The following is a 20322-nucleotide window of genomic DNA, read 5'->3' as shown; positions in this document are numbered from 1 at the left end:
GGGCCAATCCGAGTTACTGACTGCGTTTATGACAGAAATGGCCTGAAAAATTGCCGGAAAGTGTCATAAACTCCTACAGTTTCACATTTGCAGCCCGTGCCCGCATTCACACGTGCAGCCCGCTGAAGGGCCGCCCCACGGTCGTCGACAAGCAAAAAGCGCCGAACCGGCAAACAATTGCTTGCTCAGTTCGGCGCCAGTTCAACGCTCACGGGTCAATGCTGAACCGTCAACGTTTAGAGGTTCGGGAACCAAATACCAATCTCGCGCTCAGCGGACTCCGGGGAATCGGAACCGTGAACAACGTTGTTAGCAACCTCAAGTGCGAAGTCACCGCGGATGGAGCCCGGAGTTGCGGCCTCAACCGGGTTAGTGCCGCCAGCGAGCTGACGCCAAGCAGCGATTGCGTTCGGGCCCTCGATAACACCAGCGACCAGCGGTGCAGAGGTGATGAAATCAACCAGCTCACCAAAGAACGGCTTATCGACGTGCTCTGCGTAGTGCTCCTTCGCAGTTGCCTCGTCAGCAACACGGAGGTCAAGCGCGACCAGCTTCAGGCCCTTACGCTCAATGCGGGAGATAACTTCGCCGACCAGACCGCGGGAAACGCCGTCCGGCTTGATCAGAATAAGAGTACGTTCAGTCATGGTGAGCATCATACTATGACAAACCCCGCTGCACCGGAGTGGTGGTGCAGCGGGGTGAAAGTCGCGACTACGAGCGCGGGAGATCTACGAGTGCTGGGTGGTCAACAGACCGCGCTCCATACGCTGGATGAGGTTCTTCCGCAGGTGCAGAATGTAGGCCCACACTAGTGCGAAGAAGATACCCACCACGCCCATCGACACGTGTGTGAAAATAGCCAGCACACCAAAGACCTGCAGTACAATGTTGGCCTTCAGCGCCCAGGGCTGCTTCTGCAGGAAAGCCATCGCAATCAGAGCCAGGCCCAGGATGGTGATGTACGTAACCGAGAAGGTCTGGTTAATCTGACCGTCGGGAATGCGCGTGACCACAGTCAGACCAAGCAGCACCGAGATAGCCTGCATAATCAGCGTGCCGGACATAACACCGCGCAGACCCTTCAGCGGGTCCTTAGCCGGATCGTGTCCCGCACCGAGCGGGCCATACTTGCCGCCCTCACTCAGGTCACGCCCCTCGCGGTAGGCGCGCAGGGCCTCGCGGTCGGCAGCGGTGTAATCCTCCGCGCCATTGCCCTGTGGCTGGCTCGCCTGAGATTCGCTCATTGCGGGTCCTTTCCAAATAGTGTCCGGGCTTCGCCCGCAGTGACAACAGATCCAGTGACGATCACACCGGAACCAGAGACAATACCGTCTCCGGTGTCGGTTTCCTCAGCCAGCGCTACAGCTAGCTCAACGGCGGACGGCAGAGTCGGTACGCGATGCACGCGCTCCTCGCCGAAAATCTCCTCCGCGAGGTCAGCCAGGTCGTCGTAGTGCAGCGCACGCGGCGATGTGTTCTGGGTAATAACCACTTCTTCGAAGTAAGGCTCCAGCTCCACCAGCAGCCCACGAGCATCCTTCTCCCCCAGCACCGACAGCACACCAATCACACGGCGGAAGTCGAACTCAGCGGAGAGGGCCGTGCGTAGCGCACGGGCACCGTGCGGATTGTGGGCGGCATCGATAAACACCGTCGGGGTCGAGCGCACGCGCTCCAGACGGCCGGGCGATGCGACCGTCGCAAAGCCTTCGCGAACCGCATCAATGTTGAGCGGACGCCCCGGACCTGCGCCGAAGAACGCCTCCACCGCAGCCAGTGCTGTGGCTGCGTTACGCGCCTGATGCGGACCGTGCAGCGGCAGATGGATATCGTCATACTCGCCGGCCAGGCCCTTGAGCGTCAGGTTCTGCCCGCCGACCGCCAGCTGATGACTGACGACGCCGTACTCAACTCCGGCGCGGGCGACGGAGGCGTCCATTTCCACGGCACGTCGCAAAACGACGTCCATTGCTTCCGGCTCTTGCTCGCCGACAATGGCGACATTGTCCGGTGGCGTGAGCAAGTCGTCCTTATTCCACCGCGACTTGATGATGCCGGCCTTCTCAGCAGCGATTTCAACCAGGGTATCGCCGAGGTACTCCGTGTGATCGAGACCAATTGGGCAGATGACTGCCACGTCGGCCTCCACCACGTTGGTCGCATCCCATGTGCCACCCATGCCGACTTCCACCACGGCGACATCGACAGGAGCGTCGGCGAAGGCAGCGTAGGCCATGGCCGTGAGGACCTCGAACTTACTCATCTGCGGGCCGCCCTTTTCGGCGGACTTGGCGTCAACCATTTCCACGTAGGGCTGAATCTCGCGCCAGATGCGCACGTAATCGCGTGGATGAATGGGCTGGCCATCGATGGCGATGCGCTCGGTAACCAGCTGCAGATGCGGACTGGTGGTGCGGCCGGTGCGACGACCGAGAGCGCGCACCAGCGACTCAATCATGCGCACAGTGGAAGTCTTGCCATTCGTGCCGGCAACGTGAATGACCGGAGTGGCACGCTCAGGATGGCCAAGGATGTCCATCAACATCTCGATCCGCTCGAGCGACGGGTCAATCTTGGTCTCCGGCCAGCGCTGATCCAGCTCGGCTTCCACCTCTGCGAGTTCGCGCAGTTCCTCTGCGGTGGCCTCCAGCGGAGCCGGCTCGTTGACTGGGCGATCCACATCCACCGGCAGGCTCAGGCCTTCCTCGGACACGGAGACCTCACCGAGGCGCATGTCATCGGGCATGCGGCCATCAGCCATCACACCGGCGATTTCACGAGGTTCGAGGTCCTCGACGATCTGAGAGTCAGCCGGATCGAATTCGAACTCACGCGCTGCGGTGGACTCTTCTCGCATCGCAGACTCTTCCTGCGTCACCGAATCGTCGCCGCCGCCAAGACTCAAACGAATCTCGCCTGCGGCCTCATCACGTGGTTCAGCATCCCGTGGATCGGTCATGCCTGCGGAAGTCCCTCCAAACGAGCCTTAATACGGTCAATCTCCTCCAGTGCGAACTGGTGGCGAGTCTTAATCTTCTCCACGACCTGCTCCGGAGCCTTGGACAGGAAGGCCTCGTTGCCGAGCTTCTTCTCGGTGCCGGCCAGTTCCTTCTCTGCCTTGGCCAGGTCCTTTTCCAGGCGCTTGCGTTCAGCGGCCACGTCGACGGTGCCGGAGGTATCCAGCTCGATCAGGACAGTGGCCTGAGACAGGCGCACCTCAATGGAAGCGGTAGCGGTGAATCCATCCTCCGGCGCCTCAGCACGAGCCAGCGAACGAATCATCTCTTCCTGAGCAGTCAGATCAGCATCCGCCAGGTTCATGCGTGCCGGCACGCGCTGCGACGGCTTCACACCCTGGTCATTGCGGAAACGACGCAGCTCGGTGACCAACTTCTGGGCATCGGCAATACGACGTGCGGCAACCTCGTCGACAGCAGCGCTGTCGGTGGTCATGGTTGCATCCGGCCAGGCGGAAATAACCAGAGAATCCTCGAAGCCCTCCGCGCCGTCGGTAAGCGCCTTCCACAGCGTCTCCGTGACGAACGGCATGGACGGGTGCAGCAGACGCAGCAGCGTATCCAGCACGCGGCCGAGAACCAGACGAGTGGAGGCGGCGCGGGCGGCCTGCTCCTCGGTCATGGTCTCGCCGTCGTTCAGGCGCGGGAAGTCAACCTTGGTCATCTCCAGGTACCAGTCACAGACCTCGTCCCATGCGAAGTGGTAGAGGGCCTCGTTGGCCTTGGAGAACTCGTACTTATCCAGCGCAGCGTCAACCTCGGCGCGGACCTGTTCCAGGCGGTCCAGGATCCAGCGGTCGGTGTCGGTGAGCTGGTCGCGGTCCGGCAGCTCGCCCACGTGGGCACCGTTCATCAGTGCAAAGCGGGTGGCGTTGAACAGCTTGGTAGCGAAGTTACGGGAGCTCTGTGCGGCGTCGTTACCGACCGGCAGGTCAGAGCCCGGGTTAGCGCCACGAGCCAGCGTGAAGCGAAGTGCGTCCGCACCGTAATCACGCACCCAGTCCAGCGGGTCAATGCCGTTGCCGAGAGACTTCGACATCTTGCGACCCTGCTCATCGCGGACCAGACCGTGCAGGAAGACATCCTTGAACGGCACCTGCGGACGACCGTCGCGACCCTTGCCCAGCGGTGAATCAGGCAGGGTGGCAGCAAAGGTCGAGAACATCATCATGCGCGCGACCCAGAAGAACAGAATGTCGTAGCCGGTGACCAGCACGGATGTCGGGTAGAACTTCTCCAGCTCTGGGGTGGCGTCCGGCCAACCCATCGTGGAAAACGGCCACAGCGCAGAGGAGAACCAGGTATCCAGCACATCCGGATCCTGCGTCCAGCCGTCGCCCGTCGGGACCTCATCATCCGGGCCGACACAGACGACCTCGCCATTCGGGCCGTACCAGATCGGGATGCGGTGGCCCCACCACAGCTGACGGGAAATACACCAGTCGTGCATGTCATCGACCCAGTCGAACCAGCGCGGCTCCTGCGAAGCCGGGTGAATAACCGTGTCGCCCTCGCGAACAGCATCGCCGGACATCTTGGCCAGCTCATCGACCTTAACGAACCACTGCAAGCTCAGCAGCGGCTCAATCGGCTCACCCGAGCGCTCCGAGTGACCAACCGAGTGAACATACGGGCGAATCTCCTTGACAATGCGTCCCTGCTCACGCAGCGCCTCCGTCAGCGCAGTACGGGCCTCTGCACGATCCATGCCGTCGAAACGCGTGCCAGTGTTGAAGATACGGCCAGTGGTGTCGATGACCTCCGGCATATCCAGGTCGTGGCGCTGGCCCATAGCGAAGTCATTCGGATCGTGCGCCGGCGTGATCTTCACCGCGCCGGTACCGAACTCGCGGTCCACGTAGTCATCGGCGATGACCTGAATCTTCAGGTCCTCGCGGAACGGGTGGTCCAGAACCTTGCCCACCAGGTGCGTGTAGCGCTCATCCTCCGGGTGCACGGCAATTGCCACGTCACCCAGCATCGTCTCCACACGAGTCGTCGCCACAACAATGGAGTCCTCCCCATCGCCGTAGCGGAAAGACACGAGCTCGCCTTCAGCGTCCTCGTACTTGACCTCAATATCCGAGATTGCAGTCTGCAGCACTGGCGACCAGTTGACCATGCGCTTGGCGCGGTAAATCAGGCCGCGGTCAAACAGTTCCTTAAAAATCGTCTGAACCGCACGGGACAGGCCCTCGTCCAGAGTGAAGCGCTCACGTGACCAATCCAGGGAGTCACCAATCTGGCGCATCTGGTTGCCGATACGTCCGCCGTAATCGTGCTTCCACTCCCAGACCTTCTCCACGAATTCCTCGCGGCCGTAATCGAAGCGGTCCTTACCTTCGGACTCCTTCAGCATCGCCTCGACCTTGGTCTGCGTTGCGATACCCGCGTGGTCCATACCCGGCAGCCACAGCACCTCGTAGCCCTGCATGCGCTTACGGCGCACCAGCGCATCCATCAAAGTGTGGTCCAGTGCGTGGCCCATGTGCAGCTGACCCGTCACATTCGGCGGGGGCAGCACAATAGAGTAAGCCGGCTTGGAGCTAGACGGATCAGCCTCGAAATAGCCAGCGTCTACCCAGCCCTGGTACAGGTCCGACTCCACGTCAGCCGGGTTCCACGACTTGGGCAACTTATCTGCTCTGTTTAGGTCCACGTTGTTCTCAGTCACGCGTCACATCTTAGCGCCTTGCCCGGATTTGGTTTTCCAGGGGCTTTACGACGGCCCTTGCGCCCCACCCATATCTGCCATCAGCGACTTATACACCGCCTAATTCAAGCCTTTCTCCCGCTCCGAGCCAAACCGCGATTACCGCGCAAAATAAAAACGCTCTCTTGTGAAATCATCACAAGAGAGCGCCTCTAAACGGCCGTTGAACAGCTCTTAGACCAGCAGGTCCTTAACAGCCTCGCGCTCTTCGCGCAGTGCCTTGACGTTGCGCTCGATGCCAGCGCGCTGAACCTCGGAGAGATCCAGGCCCTCAACGCGAACCCACTCGCCGTCCTTGGCGTAGCACGGAACACCAGCGACCAGGCCCTCGTCGATGCCGTAGGAGCCATCGGACGGAAGGGCGACAGAGACCCACTCGCCCTCTGGGGTACCCGTGACCCAGTCACGCATGTGGTCAACTGCGGCTGCGGCAGCGGAAGCTGCGGAGGAGGAACCACGGACCTCGATGATTTCTGCGCCACGCTTGGCGACACGCGGAATGAAGTCCTGCTCGACCCACGCAGCGTCCACCTTGTCGGAGACCTTCTCGCCTGCAATGGTGGCGTAGGTGATGTCCGGGAACTGGTCTGCGGAGTGGTTACCCCAGACAATCATGTTCTTGATCTCAGTGGTCGGAACACCAATCTTTTCCGACAGCTGAGACAGGGAACGGTTGTGGTCCAGGCGCATCATGGCGGTGAAGCGCTCTGCCGGGATGTCCTTAGCGTGGGATGCGGCAATCATGGTGTTGGTGTTGGCCGGGTTGCCGACAACCAGAACCTTGATGTCGTCTGCTGCGTGATCATTCAGTGCAGCACCCTGCGGGCCGAAGATCTTGCCGTTGGCGCCCAGCAGTGCGGAGCGCTCCTCGCCCTTGCCGCGCGGCTTTGCACCGACCAGGAAGGCGGCGTTGGCACCGTCGAATGCCTTTGCCGGATCATCGGTGATGTTGATGCCAGTCAGAAGCGGGAAGGCGGAGTCAAACAGCTCCATGGCGACGCCTTCGGTGGCGTGCAGCGCCGGAGTGATCTCCAGCAGGTTCAACTCAACCGGGGTCTCAGGGCCGAAAACCGAACCGCTGGCAATGCGGAAGAGCAGGGAGTAAGCGATCTGTCCGGCGGCGCCGGTAACTGCAACCTTTACGGGAGTCTTGTTCACTTCAGGCCTTTCTCGAGAGAGAATCAATTCGCTGCCCACTCTAATGCGACTACAGAATTGGCGCAGACGGGGGCGATGCGCTCAGGCCATTTCTGAAAAACGGATAGCATTAGGCATGACTTACGGTCGTGTACTCATTTCACTAGAAAGAAGTCCGCGACTGACCAATTTCACCCCCGTTAGATAGCCAAAACCCCTTAGTCTCTCTCTAGTCCAAGCAAAGGATTTTCATGAAGTCTCCAGGCTCCTCTGATGCAATCCCCCATGCAGTCTTGGTGGCAGCACTTCAAGAATTCACCGCAAAGGGGTATGCAGATGCCCGTTTGGATGCCATTGCTGCCGCCTCTGGTGTCTCCAAGCGCATGCTTCACTACCACTGTGGTGACAAGTTGGGACTCTACAGGGCGACGTGGGCACATGTGCTGGAGACCGTAAGGCCTGACGACGACGACCTGCGCCCGCACTCCAATGTGCCGGTGGAAGCCCTGCAGCATGTGGTCGGTGTTATCTATGACTACTTCTCGGCGAACCCGCTCGCCGTGCGGTTCATCATCCAGGAAAACCTACATCCGGTCCTGCCGCTAGAAGGCGTGACTGGGCTTGGTGGTCAGAGCCCAATTGTTTTGGAGTTTGACCGCATCTTGTTGCTCGGCCGCGATTACGGTGCATTCCGCACTGACATTTCCGCACTTGATCTTTATATTCTCGTGCTCTCACTGGCCACCTTCCCCACCCTGCACCAACGGACTTTTGAAAACCTCTACGGCATTGAAATGCAGTCGACGGTGCTGTCGGACAAGCTGCGTGAGTTCGCACAGGACACCGTGACCAGCCTGTTGACATCCTCGCCTCGCAACGAACCGGGAAGCTCGTACACTTCCTTGCTGGCCTCCCATGGCGCGAACTCGTCCGCGCTTGGCGCAGAGGTCTATGGCGATCAGCCCAACCCAGAGACTCAGGACTTGGCTGCTGATGATGCCCCGGATTACCGCGACATCTACGGCATGGACGACTAGGGCTCCCCACAGACATCAAAACCCGGTTAGAGCAGGCGCTCTAACCGGGTTTTCAGCTACCTTTACGCAGTCTTCTTGTCCGCGCTGCGTTCAACGAGTTCTGGCGCTGCACCGTCCGTGATGCATTCCTTGTGGACAATGACCTCCGCAACGTCGTCACGCTCTGGTACGTCGAACATCACGGGAACCAAGATTTCTTCCATGATGCCGCGCAGACCACGGGCGCCGGTATTGCGGCTAATCGCCTTGGCAGCAATGGCGCGCAGTGCCTCGTCGTCGATGGTGAGGCGCACACCATCCATGTCGAACAGGTGCTGGTATTGGCGGACCAGGGAGTTCTTGGGCTCGGTGAGTACGCGAACCAGCGCGTCCTCATCGAGGTTGGTGACCGATGCGATAACGGGCAGGCGGCCAATGAACTCGGGAATCAGGCCGAATCGAACGAGGTCCTCCGGCAGCACGTCGCGGAATGGATCCTTCATGTCCTCGTCGTTAGCCGAGGTGACATCTGCTCCGAAGCCCAGGCCCTTCTTGCCGACTCGCTCCTGAACGACCTTTTCCAGACCGGCAAACGCACCGGCGACGATGAACAGGACGTTGGAAGTGTCGAACTGAATGAACTCCTGGTTCGGCAGCTTGCGCCCACCCTGCGGGGGCACGGCGGCTACGGTTCCCTCGAGAATCTTCAGCAGCGCCTGCTGCACACCTTCACCGGAGACATCGCGAGTGATGGAAGTGTTCTCGGACTTGCGCGAAATCTTGTCAATCTCATCGACGTAAATGATGCCGCGCTGTGCCTTCTCGACGTCGAAATCAGTCGCCTGCAGCAGCTTCAGCAGGATGTTCTCCACGTCCTCACCGACATAGCCGGCCTCGGTCAGGCTGGTGGCGTCAGCAATCGCGAACGGCACATCCAGCTTGCGAGCCAGTGTCTGCGCGAGGTACGTCTTGCCGCAGCCAGTCGGCCCCAGCAAGAGGATGTTCGACTTCTGCAGCTCGACGTCGTTGTCCGACTTGGTCTCCGCAGCACGAAGGCGCTTGTAGTGGTTGTAGACCGCTACCGCTAGGGTGCGCTTAGCCATGTCCTGGCCGATGACGTACTCATCGAGGAAGTCTCGAATTTCCATCGGCCGCGGCAGGCGGTCGTCGTTGCCAGTTGCCTCGCCGCCGGTGTTGAGCTCCTCTTCGATGATCTCGTTGCAGAGCTCGATGCACTCATTACAGATGTACACACCAGGTCCGGCAATCAGCTTCTTGACCTGCTTCTGACTCTTTCCACAGAAAGAGCACTTCAGCAAATCCGCACTTTCTTGCATACGCGCCATGAGGCTCCCGCCGCCGCCTTTCCGCTTCGTTGCCAATAATTGCTTCAGACCAGCCTACCGTGAGTGTGCGCAATTACCGGCTTCCACGCCAGGGCGAGGCGAATTTCACGCAATCTCGCTCGGCGCTTTACGACGGCCAGTGCGCAGCACGCCAGAGAGACCATGTCCCCTTTTAAGCGTTGTGCTTGCGGTACTCGAAGACCTGGTCGATGATGCCGTACTCGACGGCCTCTTCAGCGGTCAGGATCTTGTCACGGTCGGTGTCCTTGCGGATCTGCTCTGCAGTGCGACCGGAGTGGCGAGCCAGAGTCTCCTCCATCAGCTTGCGCATGCGCTCGATCTCGTTCGCCTGAATCTCCAGGTCGGAAACCTGGCCCTGGATACCCTGGGTGGCCGGCTGGTGAATGAGCACGCGCGCATTCGGCAGAGCTGCACGCTTACCCGGTGCACCCGCAGCGAGCAGGACGGCTGCCGCGGAAGCAGCCTGGCCCAGGCACACCGTCTGCACGTCGGGACGCACGTACTGCATCGTGTCGTAGATGGCCATCAGCGACGTGAAGGAGCCACCTGGGGAGTTGATGTACATCGTGATGTCACGATCCGGGTCCAGCCCCTCGAGCACCAGCAGCTGCGCCATGATGTCGTTAGCGGCAGTATCGTCGACCTGGGAGCCGAGGAAGATAATGCGCTCTTCGAAGAGCTTGTTGTATGGGTTGGATTCCTTAGCACCAAAGCTGGAGTGCTCCACGAAAGAAGGAAGCACGTAGCGCGACTGCGGCATCTGCATATTGTTCATCTCCATGTTGATTAAATCGCCTCTAATTATTCGCTACTGTCCGCTTTTAGCGTGCGGTGTCCTTGAGGGCGGTCACGACGTGGTCAACCAGGCCGTATTCCTTAGCCTCAGCTGCGGTAAACCAGCGGTCGCGGTCCGAGTCTTCCTCAATGCGCTCAACCGGCTGACCGGTGTGCTGCGCGATCAGACGAGCCATCTCCTTCTTGGTGGCAGCGAACTGCTCAGCCTGAATGGTGATGTCGGATGCGGTTCCGCCGATACCTGCAGATGGCTGGTGCATCATAATGCGGGCGTGCGGCAGCGCGTAACGCTTGCCCTTAGCACCTGCGGCGAGCAGGAACTGGCCCATGGAAGCTGCCAAGCCCATGCCGTAGGTAGCCACGTCGCACGGAACAAACTGCATGGTGTCGTAAATGGCCATGCCGGCGGTGACGGAGCCACCCGGGGAGTTGATGTACAGCGAGATATCCGCCTCTGGGTCCTCAGCTGCCAGGAGCAGCATCTGACCGCAGAGCTTGTTGGCAATCTCGTCGTCGACCTGCTCACCCAGCCAAATAATGCGCTCCTTGAGCAGCTTGTCGAAAACCGTGTTCGTCGACATCTGGGCGTTATCGCTCATCGGTGTACTCCTTTTTCGTACGTGTGCGAGTTTTGTCGTTCATTAGAGGGTAACGAAAAGGGCCGCCCCTTTGTTTCGGGAACGGCCCTTGTTCGCTATAAGCGTTGCGTCATGTCGAACGCGCCGCGCTAATTGCGGGGCTTACTCAGCGGAGGTGTCCTCAGCCTTGTCGGACTCAGCCTTCTCAGCCTCCGGCTCGACCTCACCGAAGTACTCGTTCAGGTCGATTTCGTTGCCCTCGGTGTCCTTGGCGGAAGCCTTCAGGATCGAGGTAGCCAGAGCCTTGCCGCGGCGAACGTCTGCGAACAGGTTGCCGAGCTGGCCGGACTGCTGAATCTGCTGGATGAACTGGTTCGGGTCCATGCCGTAAGACTGAGCAGTGAACAGGATGTGGTCGGTGAGTTCCTGCTGAGAAACATCCGGCTGGATCTCTTCAGCCAGTGCGTCCAGGAACAGCTGGGTGCGGACAGCTTCCTCAGCGGACTTCTTGGAGTCCTCGTCGAACTGCTCACGGGTGGTGCCCTGTGCCTCCAGCATGGAGTTCAGAACCTTCTCGTCGCCGCCGAACTGACCCAGCAGCTGCTGCAGCTGGCCCTCGACCTGCTCCTTGACAACACCCTCCGGCAGAGCGATGGTGGTCTGCTCCATAGCGGCAGCCAGAACCTTGTCGCGAACCTGCTGAGCCTGCTCACCCTTCTTGGTGTTCTCAACCTGGCGAGCCAAATCTTCCTTCAGCTCGTCGATGGTGTCGAACTCGGAAGCCATCTGAGCGAAGTCGTCGTCAGCTTCCGGCAGCTCGCGGACCTTGACGGACTGAACGGTAACGGTGACCTGAGCGTCCTCGCCCTCGTGCTCGCCAGCAACCAGCTTGGTGGTGAACTCCTTGGACTCGCCCTGGGACAGGCCGACAACAGCGTCATCCAGGCCGTCAATCAGGTCATCGGAGCCGACCTGGTAGGACAGGCCCTCGGTGGAGGCCTCTTCCAGCTCTTCGCCGTCGATGGTGGCGGACAGGTCGATGGAGACGAAGTCGTCCTTTTCGACTGCACGCTCGACGCCGGTCAGGGTGCCGAAACGAGCGAGCAGGTTCTGCAGCTCAGCCTCAACAGCTTCGTCGTCGGCGACCAGCGGATCAACCTCAACTGCGATGTCCTCGAACTTCGGCAGCTCAATCTCCGGACGGACGTCGACCTCAGCGGTGAACTCAACGAGCTCGCCGTCTTCCAGCTTGGTGATGTCGACCTCAGGCTGACCGATAACCTTCAGGTCCTCCTCGCGAACGACCTCGTCGTAGCGGGACGGAACCATGTCGTTGAGCACCTGCTCCAGGATTGGGCCGCGGCCGAAGCGGGCCTCAATCAACTTTGCAGGTGCCTTGCCCTTACGGAAGCCCGGAATCTGGACCTGCTGAGCCAGTGCCTTGTAGGCGTTGTCGAACTCTGGCTTCAGCTCGTCAAACGGGACCTCGACGGTAATCTTCACTCGGGTCTCATTGAGCTTCTCAACGGAAGACTTCACTGGTGCACTCTCCTGCAACTCGATGATTAATTCATAGACCACGGGAGTGCCCGTGATACTGGTCGGGGTAGCGGGATTTGAACCCACGGCCTTCCGCTCCCAAAGCGGACGCGCTACCAAGCTGCGCCATACCCCGTATGCGTCATTCGAAACCTAGCAGAAACCCCTTTGGAGCATCTGCACCGGGGCCCTCATAGGCGCGAAATCGCGTTTCCACAACGGACCCGTATAGATTTACCTGACGATTAATGAAATCACAAAACCACGCGTTCAACCAGGCTAATGCTCTGTCTGAAAACGCTTTACGACGCCATCGAGAGCCAACCTGCCAACTACTACCGGTTTCATGAAAACCATGCATATCACAGGGCGTTTGCATCACCTCGGCACTGCTTTTGGCGGCCTCGTTTACTGCAAACACTCCATTCGTCGGCCGACTCCCCAAAGAAGCCGCCTAAAACGACTGCCCCTTTGTTGAGTCGTGTGACAGTGTAATCAACGGCTATACGCCTGTTTCATATACCCCATATTGCTTTAGTTTCATTTTCTGTTTTTCCCGGCCACAGCCACTTTTCTTTAAATCCTTCGAGAAAAACCTGGCATCGATTTTTGTATGTGCGCTTTAACGAGTTAATATGCCTTGTACCAAGACACGGTCTGGTTGAGGCGAGTGCGCATCTAAACCGGATTTCTGTCTATGGGGATGTCGTATAGTGGCTAATACCTCAGCCTTCCAAGCTGAAGACGCGGGTTCGATTCCCGTCATCCCCTCCATGTGAAAGCACCCTCCGGCCAGCGTCGGAGGGTGTTCTTCTTTTTGACGGGATCCGTCCCGAAATCCGTCACAGGCATGTCACGACCGCGTGCGCGCGTCACGGTTTCATACAGCGTCGGTAACAAGTCGGTGGCACTGTCATGTCGGGTCTTTTGCCGTCGTCACGCACAACTAGTCCCGGCGGCATGAATCCTCGCATCATCGACAAGGACACCGGCGTCGAGCTGTGGACCGTCGCCGAATGCGCGGAGTTCACCGGTACCGCGCGCGGCACGTTCACCAGCTATGCGGGCCGTGGCAAAGCGCCGGTGCCGGCGGCGAAGCTCCACGGGCTGAACCCGCGGAACTCCGACGACGTGCGCGAGTGGCAGAAAGGCCACGAGGCGAAGGGCAAGTAGCCGGCCCAATCTCGGACCGGTCAGCCCGGCATGACCGGTCAGCCCAAGTAGTGGGCGGCGACGACGTTGGCGATCTCGTCGGCGTCGTTGTGGGCGACGAGCACGCCGTGGCCGTGGCCCGGCAGCTCGATGAGCTCGCCGCCCATGACCGCCTGCATCGCGCGGCCGCCCGTGCCGGTCACCGCCGCATCGCGGTCGTAGTGGAGCAGCAGCGGCTTCGACTCGAGGGCGTCGCCGCTGAGTTCCACGGCAGCGCCCTGCCCCGGCCAGCCGAGGCATAGCTGCCCCGACGACAGCGCATCGGCGTTGAGGCGGAAGATGTCGCCGCCGGTGAACTGGTCGAGGTACGTGCGGGGAATGCGGGACGGGTCGGCGGCGGTGACGTTGTCGTTGCAGATGATCGCCCGCTCGATGGTTCCCATCGCCTCGGTCTGCGCCATCATGTCTTCCGGGGTCACGCCCTCGGGTAGTTCGGGGGTCTCCACCTCGCCGGTGACCACGGCGTCGGCGATGTCGGGCCACATGCTCTCCGAGTACGTCGCCGCGAAGGTCTGCTGCAGCAGCACCGACTGATTGCCGGCGCCGGGGCGCATCAGGTTCGCCGCGAAGGAATGGCTGCGCCACGCGACGGGCAGAACGCCGTCGGCCAGCTGCATGAACGCCTCCGGGTCGTCGGCGAAGGCGGCGGGCACGTCGCCCACCTGCGTCGGCGGCGGGTAGACCTGACCCGGCGCGCCAACCTCCTCGTTGATGCGCTGCGACCAGCGCGCGTACACCTGCAGGGCGGTGGTGCCCAGGCCGTACTCGTCGTCACGGTCGGCGATCCACTGGAACATCGCGTTGAGAGCCTCGCGGCGCCACGGCTCGCGCGAGTCTCCGAGCCGAAAGTAACGGTCGGCAGGATCGACCGAGGAATCCAGCACCATCCGGCCCGTCTTGTCCGGGAACAGGGTCGCGTACGTGCTCATCAGATCCGTGCCGTAGGACAGGCCGTAGAGGTGCATGACGTCCTGGCCGAGCACGTCGCGGACATGGTTGAGATCGCGAGCGGTGTTCTCCGTGGTGATGGTCGCCGCGTATCCCGGTTCATTGGCTTCGCAGGAGGCGTACATCGCGCCGACCTGCCCGGAGAGCAGACCCGTCATCGGGATGTCCGCCACGTTGCAGTTCAGCGGGGTGCCCCAGGCCAGGCCGCGCGGCTCGACGGCGATGAGGTCGAAGTGCTCCCGGACGGCGGTCGGCATCCTCACGGCCTCGTCGGAGAACATTCCCAACGCGTCGCCGCCGGGGCCGCCCGGATTGCCTGCGATGACGCCACGGCGCTCCCCCGTCGCCGGAACCCGGCTGACAGTGAGGGAAATCGTCGCGCCCTCCGGGTCGGAATAATCACGTGGCACGTCGATGTCCGCGCACACGGTGCCCGGCGCGGTCATCGCCGCGGTCGGGCACGCGCCCCAGTCCAACCCGCCGAGATCGGCCGGACCGGCGGAGCCGCCGGCCGACGCCTGCGGCACCGACAGCAACGTGCCCGCCAGCGCGAGCGCCGTGACCGGGGCCAACGCCCTGCGGACGAAGGACGTCCGGGACGACGGGGCCGCTGAGACTCGGCTCGCGGACCGGGCCTCGGCACCGGTCTCCACAGAGGAGACGGCGGGGGACGCTGCGCCGAATGCGGCGGGGGACAACTTCTTCGTGGGGCGCACGGGGATAAACACCTTTCATCGACTGCAACGAACGGTATCAAACCGTAACGCCGACCGCACGCCGTTCAAGGCACGAAGATTAAGGCACCGGCCGCACGCTGTTCAACGCACGGAGATCAGGGCACGGACCGCACCCGGTACACCAGCACCGCACCGACGGCGGTGAGCGCGCCCGCGAAAACGTACAGGCCGGGGTACCCGCCGAGGTTCGCCAACGCGAAGGCGGCGAGCACCGGGGCGGCCATGTTCGGGCCGGCGACGGCGAGGTTCATGACGCCCACGTCACGCCCGCGCTCATCGGCCTTGGGCAGCACCTGGTTGATCAGGGCCTGATCGACGGCCATGAACACGCCCCACGACAGACCCAACAGCACCGCCGCGCCGACGACCATGGCGAAGCTCCCGGCGAACGCCATGATCGCGCAGGCCCCGGCGACGCCCATCGACGACAACGCCACGAACACCCGGCGCTTGCCCATCTTGTCGGACACTTTGCCCGACAGGATCGCGGTGACGATGACGCACAGGGCATACGCGCCGGTGAGGACGAGTACGCCGGCATCCGGATCGGGGTGGCCGATGTGATCGCGCAGGTAATAGAACAGGTAGAACAACGCGACCGAGTTGCCCGTGGTCACCAGGAACCGGGCGATGAACACCCACGTGAAGTCGCGGTAGAGCCCTCCGGGCACCTCGGCGACGGCGGGCACCACGGCGTCAGCGTCCCCGCCGGCGTCGTCAAGCACCGGAGATGCGGCCGCCTGCGACCGCACCCGGGACACGTCGCGGAAGCCCGGCAGGAACTGGCCGATGAGCACCAGCAGCAGCGCCGCGGTGACGATGTACGCCAGCCCCAGGTCGAACACCGTGGCCACGACGGTGCCCAGCACCACGCCGAGGGTGTACGTCAGCCCCAGCACACCCGAGACCACGCCGTACTGATTGTCCGGCACCGTATCCGGCGCCACCGCCTGGGCCGCGTTGATTGACGCCGCGATGGCCAGCTGGAACACCGCCCACCCGATGGTCAACGCCATGAAGCCCGGCGCGGCGCCCAGGAACACCAGCGACCCGGCCGCCGCCAGCCCGCCGAAGAGGATCCACGGGGCGCGGCGGCCCCAGCGCGTGTCCGTGCGGTCCGACAACCACCCGGCCAGCGGATGCCCGATGATGGAGAAGAACCCGCCGACCGCCATGAGGAGCGCGAACTTCTCCTCCTTCTCCCCCGGATGCCAGATGAGGATCTGCTGCGCCAACAACAGCTGCGTCGGCGCTGCCCACGAGATGTTCTGCCCCAGGTACAGCAGGCCGTACCGCACGATCCAGCCGGTGGTCACCGGCGTGCGCTGGGCGGGGTCGGCGGTGAAACGCCCGACGTCGGAGATGGCGCGTTCGGAGGAGCCGGCGTGTTCGGAGGAGCTCATCCCTGCACCCCATCCGGCTCCGGCGGCTGCGCCCGCACGTTGGGGTCGGTGTGTTCGTCCGCGACGGGGTAACGACGGCCTGCGGTGTAGCGCCGGTGCAGCTCCGGGGTGATCCGCCCGGTGCGGGCCAGCTCGGCCAGCAGGTGGCCCGACGGCTTCATCGTCCGTTCCTGCGTCTCGTAGTCCAGGTGGACGATGCCGAATCGCGGCTCTTCGCCGTCGGCCCATTCCCAGTTGTCCACGAAGCACCAGTGGTACCAGCGCTCGATGGGCACGTCCGACTCGGCGATGGCCCGCAGGTGCTCCAGGATGAACCGCGGCCGGAACGACTCCAGCCTGCGGTCGGCAGCCCCGGCGTCCGGGTTGGCGTAGTCCCCGGCCGGATTCGGCTTTTCGACGCCCGCGTCCACGCCACCGACCGACAGCTCCAGATCGCCGAGATCGCAGGTGCCGTTTTCGGTGATCCAGACCGGTCCGCCGAAACGCTCGTTCAGGTCGCGGGCGCATTCGACCAGGCCCTCGGGGTGGATTTCCCACCCGAGGTCGTTGACCGGAGCCCCGACGAAGGTGCCGTCGTCGAACTTGTCGACGGCCGTGCGCGAGTAGTAGTTCAGGCCCAGGAAGTCGTGGTGGCGGCCCGACGGCAACCCGCGGCCGACCTTCGCCCCGCCCAGCAGCGGATGGAACTTCCCCGCCAGATGCGCGTCGGCGACGATGTCCTGGAACAGATGCCGATTGATCCGCGCCAGGCCGCGGTGGATGGGGTTGCGCGGATTGCGCGGCGCGAACGCCCGTGCGTGGTGGGCGATGCCGACCTTCGCCCGATCCCCCTGGATGCCGTGGATGACCTCGTAACCGCGGATGTGGGACACCGCCATGTTGCGCAGCACGGCCATCGTGTCGCCCCACGAGCGGTTGCCCGGCGGGCCCGAGCGGAACATGTGCGCCTGGGTGGCGTACACGTTCGGCTCGTTGACGGTGATCCACTCGTCGACGAGGTCGTCGAGCGCCCGCACGGTCGTCTCCGCATAGCGCAGGAAAGCCGCCGGCGATTCATCGGAGGTGAAGCCGCCGCGCCGAGCGAACCAGAGCGGATTGACGAAGTGATGGAGCGTCACCAGCGGACGAATCCCCTTGTCCCGCAGGTCGGCAATCTCCTCACGGTAGCGATCCAGCACCGCATGGTCGAACTCCCCCGGCCGCGGTTCGATACGCGCCCACTCCACGCCGATGCGAGCGATGGGCAGACCCAGCGACGCCATGAGCTCGTTGTCCTCCCGCCACCGGTTCCAGTGGTCGGTGGCGCGCAGCGGGGTCGAACCATCGGCGATGTTGCCGGGCTCGCGGGCCCAATCGAACCAGTCGTTGTTCTCGTCACCGCCCTCGATCTGCCCGGCGGCCGACGCCGTGCCGATCAGCAGACCCCGCAGATCGACGTCGTGATGCAACGGCTTCGCGAGCGGCGACGTGCGCGGCTGAGGATGGAGAGTTCGGTCATTGGCAGGCACATTGGTTGACATGCCGACATCCTATGTCACACATCACGCCTAGTTTTTGGTTTTCAAACAAAATATTATGGGTTTCGCGCGTCGACGGGGTCGTCGTAAAGCAACCGAGTAGAGCAACCGGATCGTTCGCGAAAAATCCGCTCCCCCTGGAACGAATCGGAGCCCCGGCCCGTTGTTGACGATGTCCCCCCCCAAAAAAAATCAAAAATCACGTTAGGAACCCCACTTGTCAGCCTTCTAAGCTGAAGACGCGGGTTCGATTCCCGTCATCCCCTCCACGCAACCGGGCGCATTGCTCCCGGTTTTTACTTTCTGAGCCGACGTCCGGGGACCAGAAATTCTTCTGACCTCTGTTCAGGATCCAGTGCTACGGGTACTCTGGGCACCATGAAGCCCACCATTATCGATGCCGATACTGGACACGAACTATGGACCGCGGTCGAATGCGCTGCTTTTTCCGGCACCGCACGTGGCACTTTCACCAGCTACGCTGGCCGCAAGAAGGCTCCTGAACCCGTCGCGAAGCTTCATGGGTTGACCCTGTGGGATTCCGAAGAAGTTCGCGCATGGCACGCCAATCGGAAGAGCCGCACCAAGAGCACCGACTCCGCCGAATCATAGATACCTACCCATACCCAATCATTTCCTGGTTCCCGAGCTACATCTGTCGGACAGATATGTAAGCTCGGGAACTTTTTTCGCTCTACATGCGTTATCTCAAGTAATTACAAGCAGTACCCGCAATTTCCTTTTTGGAGGCCTAGCCCATGGGGGCTTTAATCCTGATCGCGATCACCGTCGGCGGCGCAATTATCATCGCGTCGATGGCTCAAAACCGCTCTAACAGGGCCTTTGATGCTCGCCAGAACAATCAATTGGAAGACGCCGTCGCAGACGCCCGCCGATGGATTGAGCGACTGGGCTCACAGGTATTGAACCTGGCTGGCACCGATTCGGCTTCCACGCAGGCTCTTGCTGACGCATCCGAGCGCTACAATGCCGCTTCCTCGCAGATTTCTACTGCGCGCACCCCGGCACAGGCGCGAATGGCCCGCGAATCGGCGCTGGAGGGCCTGCACTACATCAATGCGGCTCGCGAAATTATGGGCCTGCCGGCGGGGCCGACACTGCCACCGCTGGAGGGGCAGAAGGCCGCTGGTTCTGTGACCGAAACTCGCACCATTGAGCACGAAGGCCACTCGGTTACCGCCTCTCCATACGCCACCCCGGAAACTCCGAACTACTACCCCGGTGGTCGTGTCGCTGGCCGTCCGGTTCCGGCCGGTTGGTACTCCGAGCCATGGTGGAAGTCCGCGCTCCGCACCGGTGTCTGGACCGCAGGCTCGATGCTGCTGTTCTCTACCCTCTTCCACGGTATGGCCGGTGTTGCCTACGGCGCTGATGAGTTCGCCAGCGGCATGGGCACCGGCGCTGACGACTTCGGCGGCACCGAGGACTTTGGTTCCGATGACTTCGGTGGAGACGATTTCGGTGGCGATGACCTTGGCGGCGGCGACTTCGGTGGGGGTGCCGCTGATGCTGGTGACGCAGGCGACGGTGGCGGCTTCTTCGACGGCCTCTTCGGCGGCGGCGATGGTGGCAGCGACGGTGGCGGGTTCTTCGACGGAGGATTCGACGGCTTCGATATTTAGGAAAAGCCCGGCGCCGCTATTTCGCTCGATTCGCAAAAGGATCGACAGTGCCGTCTGTCTGGGGCCGATACTCAATTTTTCTGGCGGCAAGTCTCCCAGCTTCCTCGCCAAGGATGCTGCTAATTAAAGCAACAGCCATATCCATACCTGCTGCAACTCCTGATGAGCTCCACCGATTACCGTCTTCAACCCATCGGGCTTCTTTCACCCACGTCACTTCGTTTCCGAACGAGGTAGCCCAATTAAAAGCCAACTTATTACTAGTTGCTCGCTTTCCTTCAAGTAGCCCAGCCGCAGCTAGCAGTGCCGACCCCGTGCAGACCGATGCCACTAACCGCGCCCGGGACCCGATGTGCTTAAGCCAGTCCAAAAACTCTGCATCCTCAACTAGTGTTCTGCTCCCTGCTCCACCGGGCACCAGGAGAATATCGACTGCCTCGAGTTCAGCGGTGCAGCGCGTGGCGATAACCTCCGCCCCCTGAGCGCTGGTTATCGAACCGGCAATGTCGGCGACATATTCGACCTCAATCTCTGGGACATGACCAAAAAGGCCAACCGGCCCAAAAACGTCTAAGAGTTCGAACCCGGGGAACAGTACAACAGTTACTCGGCGGTGTGCTTCCGGATTTGCCATAGGCCAATTCCTACTCCGCCTAAGCACACGATAGGGGCTGTTTCCAGAATATTCTGGAAACAG

Annotated in this window: 17 protein-coding genes and 2 tRNA genes; 5 read left to right on the top strand and 14 right to left on the bottom strand. The window is 61.7% G+C overall.

What is annotated here, in order from left to right; translation table 11 throughout:
- Positions 1 to 236: 236 nt before the first annotated feature.
- The 5 genes from ndk to HMPREF2878_RS09520 all read right to left on the bottom strand — a co-directional run bounded on the left by ndk (position 237) and on the right by HMPREF2878_RS09520 (position 6891).
- A complete protein-coding gene (ndk, locus tag HMPREF2878_RS09540) occupies positions 237 to 647 on the bottom strand; it encodes a nucleoside-diphosphate kinase (protein WP_038629458.1) in 411 nt (136 codons plus the stop codon).
- A gap of 84 nt (positions 648 to 731) precedes the next feature.
- The gene (locus HMPREF2878_RS09535; RefSeq protein ID WP_016422309.1) at positions 732 to 1247 is read right to left on the bottom strand and encodes a DUF4233 domain-containing protein; all 516 of its coding nucleotides are present in this window, start codon (positions 1245 to 1247) and stop codon (positions 732 to 734) included.
- Positions 1244 to 2749 carry a bifunctional tetrahydrofolate synthase/dihydrofolate synthase gene (locus HMPREF2878_RS09530; protein WP_224784299.1) on the bottom strand — a complete coding sequence of 502 codons (1506 nt, stop codon included), beginning with the start codon at positions 2747 to 2749 and terminating at the stop codon, positions 1244 to 1246. Before HMPREF2878_RS09530 ends, HMPREF2878_RS09535 begins: the two co-directional genes overlap by 4 nt.
- Before the next feature lie 209 nt (positions 2750 to 2958).
- Positions 2959 to 5694, bottom strand: a complete 2736-nt coding sequence (locus HMPREF2878_RS09525; RefSeq protein ID WP_070653413.1) for a valine--tRNA ligase — start codon at positions 5692 to 5694, stop codon at positions 2959 to 2961.
- Positions 5695 to 5907: 213 nt separating this feature from the next.
- Positions 5908 to 6891, bottom strand: a complete 984-nt coding sequence (locus HMPREF2878_RS09520; RefSeq protein ID WP_016422306.1) for a malate dehydrogenase — start codon at positions 6889 to 6891, stop codon at positions 5908 to 5910.
- 230 nt (positions 6892 to 7121) lie between these two features.
- Here HMPREF2878_RS09520 and HMPREF2878_RS09515 point away from each other — a divergent pair, with 230 nt between their 5' ends.
- The gene (locus HMPREF2878_RS09515; RefSeq protein ID WP_049190863.1) at positions 7122 to 7907 is read left to right on the top strand and encodes a TetR/AcrR family transcriptional regulator; all 786 of its coding nucleotides are present in this window, start codon (positions 7122 to 7124) and stop codon (positions 7905 to 7907) included.
- Between the two features lie 62 nt (positions 7908 to 7969).
- On the opposite strand, the gene clpX is transcribed toward HMPREF2878_RS09515, so the two are convergent.
- From clpX to HMPREF2878_RS09490, 5 genes are all read right to left on the bottom strand, one after another.
- Entirely contained in the window at positions 7970 to 9232 is a 1263-nt protein-coding gene (clpX, locus tag HMPREF2878_RS09510) for an ATP-dependent Clp protease ATP-binding subunit ClpX (protein ID WP_049190865.1), read from the bottom strand.
- Between the two features lie 172 nt (positions 9233 to 9404).
- A complete protein-coding gene (locus HMPREF2878_RS09505; protein ID WP_369707172.1) occupies positions 9405 to 10028 on the bottom strand; it encodes an ATP-dependent Clp protease proteolytic subunit in 624 nt (207 codons plus the stop codon).
- A gap of 46 nt (positions 10029 to 10074) precedes the next feature.
- Positions 10075 to 10647 (bottom strand): ATP-dependent Clp protease proteolytic subunit, encoded by a 573-nt coding sequence (locus HMPREF2878_RS09500; protein ID WP_016422302.1) that lies wholly within the window; start codon positions 10645 to 10647, stop codon positions 10075 to 10077.
- 141 nt (positions 10648 to 10788) lie between these two features.
- On the bottom strand, positions 10789 to 12252 hold the full coding sequence (tig, locus tag HMPREF2878_RS09495) for a trigger factor (protein WP_101687704.1): 1464 nt from the start codon (positions 12250 to 12252) through the stop codon (positions 10789 to 10791).
- Positions 12225 to 12301 (bottom strand) — tRNA-Pro (locus HMPREF2878_RS09490). Before HMPREF2878_RS09490 ends, tig begins: the two co-directional genes overlap by 28 nt.
- Positions 12302 to 12864: 563 nt before the next feature.
- On the opposite strand from HMPREF2878_RS09490, the gene HMPREF2878_RS09485 reads away from it, so the two are divergent.
- Together HMPREF2878_RS09485 and HMPREF2878_RS09480 are read left to right on the top strand one after the other, a co-directional pair.
- Positions 12865 to 12939, top strand: a tRNA-Gly gene (locus tag HMPREF2878_RS09485).
- A 186-nt stretch (positions 12940 to 13125) separates the two neighbouring features.
- A complete protein-coding gene (locus tag HMPREF2878_RS09480; RefSeq protein ID WP_048735147.1) occupies positions 13126 to 13338 on the top strand; it encodes a hypothetical protein in 213 nt (70 codons plus the stop codon).
- A gap of 38 nt (positions 13339 to 13376) precedes the next feature.
- Here HMPREF2878_RS09480 and HMPREF2878_RS09475 read toward each other — a convergent pair whose 3' ends face one another.
- The 3 genes from HMPREF2878_RS09475 to HMPREF2878_RS09465 form a co-directional block, all read right to left on the bottom strand.
- Positions 13377 to 14897 carry an alpha/beta fold hydrolase gene (locus HMPREF2878_RS09475; protein WP_126107929.1) on the bottom strand — a complete coding sequence of 507 codons (1521 nt, stop codon included), beginning with the start codon at positions 14895 to 14897 and terminating at the stop codon, positions 13377 to 13379.
- Between the two features lie 260 nt (positions 14898 to 15157).
- Positions 15158 to 16465, bottom strand: a complete 1308-nt coding sequence (locus HMPREF2878_RS09470) for an MFS transporter (RefSeq protein WP_016422298.1) — start codon at positions 16463 to 16465, stop codon at positions 15158 to 15160.
- Complete coding sequence (locus HMPREF2878_RS09465; protein ID WP_049170990.1) at positions 16462 to 17985, bottom strand: glycoside hydrolase family 1 protein; 1524 nt, start codon at positions 17983 to 17985, stop codon at positions 16462 to 16464. Before HMPREF2878_RS09465 ends, HMPREF2878_RS09470 begins: the two co-directional genes overlap by 4 nt.
- A 375-nt stretch (positions 17986 to 18360) precedes the next feature.
- Between HMPREF2878_RS09465 and HMPREF2878_RS09460 the strand changes: the two genes are divergently transcribed.
- Positions 18361 to 18594: a hypothetical protein gene (locus tag HMPREF2878_RS09460; protein ID WP_048734899.1), complete on the top strand. Its 234-nt coding sequence runs from the start codon at positions 18361 to 18363 to the stop codon at positions 18592 to 18594.
- Positions 18595 to 18740: 146 nt separating this feature from the next.
- Positions 18741 to 19625 (top strand): hypothetical protein, encoded by an 885-nt coding sequence (locus tag HMPREF2878_RS09455; RefSeq protein ID WP_070566880.1) that lies wholly within the window; start codon positions 18741 to 18743, stop codon positions 19623 to 19625.
- A 16-nt stretch (positions 19626 to 19641) separates the two neighbouring features.
- Here the strand turns inward: HMPREF2878_RS09455 and HMPREF2878_RS09450 are convergent.
- On the bottom strand, positions 19642 to 20322 hold a 681-nt coding region (locus HMPREF2878_RS09450), incomplete at its 5' end, for a DJ-1/PfpI family protein (protein ID WP_371326180.1).

Origin of the sequence: Corynebacterium sp. HMSC065H09, assembly GCF_001812845.1 — a bacterium.
In the GTDB taxonomy this organism is placed as follows: Bacteria; Actinomycetota; Actinomycetes; order Mycobacteriales; family Mycobacteriaceae; genus Corynebacterium; species Corynebacterium jeikeium_D.
The sequence above is the reverse complement of the archived record's forward strand: the minus strand, read 5'-3'. Positions and strand labels throughout refer to the sequence as shown.